Annotated in this window: 1 protein-coding gene; it reads left to right on the forward strand. The window is 46.9% G+C overall.

Annotated features, from left to right (window positions below; genetic code table 11):
• Positions 1–796, forward strand: a 796-nt coding sequence (locus DWX84_RS21405; protein ID WP_370449845.1) for a nucleoside-diphosphate sugar epimerase/dehydratase, incomplete at both ends; no start/stop codon positions are given.

Consider the following 796-nt stretch of genomic DNA (forward strand, 5'->3'; position numbering starts at 1 on the left):
GTATTATCTTGCTGGATTGCTGCTTGATCCTATTTTCCGGCTTATTGGTGTATACCTTGAATAACGGGGTATTATCAACCTTGGATATCTTAGGGCATCTATTGGTCACGCTGTTGGTATGCCTGATTCCTTATCTGGTAGGCTTTCGCCTGTTCCATACCTATTCGGGGATTATACGTTATTCCTCTTTCGTGGACTTGCAAAAGGTGGGATTCGCCGTCTTGTTTGGCTTGATTTGCGTAGTCGTGTTTCAGGCGTTGACGGACTTTTCTCCTTATTTGGTGTATATCCGTAAACGGGATCTGATCCTCTCCGCGTTGTTGGCTATGAGCTTGATGTGGATGATGCGTGTGTTCGTTAAATTCTTTTATGTGAGTACTTTCCGGGTGGCTAAGGCGGAGCGTGCGTTTATCTATGGCGTGAAGCAAGGTGGGGTGAGTTTGGCGAAGAGTATCCAGAATCAGGATCCGGCCCGGTTTGTGCTGGCGGGTTTTATCTCGGACATAGCGGAGATAGAGTATCGATATTTAATGGGAGTCAAGGTTTATCCGAATGATGAGGAATTGGTTTCTGTGATGAGGAAAAAACGGTCTAATGTCTTGCTGGTGTCTCCATTGAAAGTTGAGGCGATCCGGAATAATCAGGAGATGGTGGACAGGCTGATCAAGGCGAATATAAAGATCTATATGACTCCTGCCGCCCAAGAGTGGGACGGGAAGAGCGACTTGAACCATACCCAGCTGCGGGAGGTGAATATAGAGGACTTGCTGCCCCGTGATAAGATCGAGATAGACTT

The organism is Parabacteroides sp. AF21-43 (assembly GCF_003635435.1).
In the GTDB taxonomy this organism is placed as follows: domain Bacteria; phylum Bacteroidota; class Bacteroidia; order Bacteroidales; family Tannerellaceae; genus Parabacteroides; species Parabacteroides distasonis.